This is a genomic window from Enterococcus sp. 3H8_DIV0648 (genome assembly GCF_002140655.1).
In the GTDB taxonomy this organism is placed as follows: domain Bacteria; phylum Bacillota; class Bacilli; order Lactobacillales; family Enterococcaceae; genus Enterococcus_A; species Enterococcus_A hulanensis.
On sequence record NZ_NGLG01000001.1, the window covers coordinates 2,826,537 to 2,827,905 of the forward strand.

Consider the following 1,369-nt stretch of genomic DNA (forward strand, 5'->3'; position numbering starts at 1 on the left):
AAAAGTAATTCGTTTATTCAAAGAATCGACGATTGTAACCTCTAATTCTGGAAAAACGATTTTTAACGGCAAACTAGGAAAACCGGCACCTGATCCTACATCACACAGATTTCCTTCTGGTTTGAAGGTATCCGAGAAAGCTAATGTAATCGAATCATAAAAATGTTTCAAATAAACTTCCTTATGCTCTGTAATTGCAGTGAGATTCATCTTTTGGTTCCATTCAACCAATAAATGAAAATACGTCGCAAATTGATCCATCTGTCTGGTTGACAGTTCAATCCCTTGCTTACCTAATTCCACTTGAAATTCTTCTGGTGTCATAAAAAATCCTTTCATTTTCGTGAAACAGCAAAATGTTTCACAGACTATCCTATACTTTAACGTATTATTGCCTTACATGCAATGGTTTACGTATGTTTCACACAGAGATTAAGAAAGGTTTAATCCCATTTTTTATTCGTATTTTCTAGACAAAAATCATAAAACTTTTTCAAAACTGGAATTTCTAAATTATTTTTTTTCACAGCCAAATAAATATTTCGGTCATCCAAGTCATCGGTAATAGTCAATTTCTTTACAGGAAAAGAACTGATTGATGGGATATTGGGCATGATCGCTATCCCATAATTTTGTCCGACAAAACCTAAAATACTATGATCTTCTTCTAGTTCACAGACAATCTCTAACTCTAGTTTCAGACTTTTTATTTGTTGATCTAAATAAGGACGCAATCCACTTTGCTTACTATAATAAACGTATGGATAGTTAGTCGTTTCTCGCAAAGAAATACTGTCATATTTTGCTAAGGGATGCGCCAATGGGACTACCACCACCATCTCTTCCTGTGTTAAAATTTGATAAATCAATTCAGAATCGTTACTCACTTTTGAGCAAATCCCAATATCTATCCGATCATCAAGCAACATTTGAATTATTTGGTTGGAGTTGCCTTGTTGAAATTCAAAATTAATTTTCTGATGACCTTTCTGATGGAAAGATTGTGTCAATTTTGGCGCTAAATTAGCTCCCATCGTAAAAATAAAACCAAATTGAATTTCACCAGAATCAGGATCAACCATCTCCTGTAATTTACGTTGGCCTTTTTCGATTTCAGCCAAAGCCGGAGAAACATATTCATAAAAAATCCGTCCGTGGCGAGTCAATTGAATGTTTCGTCCTTTTTTTTCAAACAGCGTTACTCCAATTTCTTGTTCCAACATCGTCATTGCATGACTGATATTAGGCTGAGATGTATTGGATTCTTTCGCTGCTTGTGTCATATGTTCTGTTTGAGCTAATGTCACAAAAAATTCTAATTGTCGCAAATTCACTTTTTCACCCCATCACTAAAAAGTATCCATTTATT

At 34.3% G+C, this 1,369-nt stretch carries 2 protein-coding genes; both read right to left on the reverse strand.

Annotated features, from left to right (window positions below):
* A partial coding sequence (locus tag A5875_RS13010) for a 16S rRNA (guanine(527)-N(7))-methyltransferase RsmG (RefSeq protein WP_141108346.1) occupies positions 1-324 on the reverse strand: 324 nt, incomplete at its 3' end.
* A gap of 119 nt (positions 325-443) precedes the next feature.
* Complete coding sequence (locus A5875_RS13015) at positions 444-1,334, reverse strand: LysR family transcriptional regulator (RefSeq protein WP_088933988.1); 891 nt, start codon at positions 1,332-1,334, stop codon at positions 444-446.
* Between the last annotated feature and the right edge of the window lie 35 nt (positions 1,335-1,369).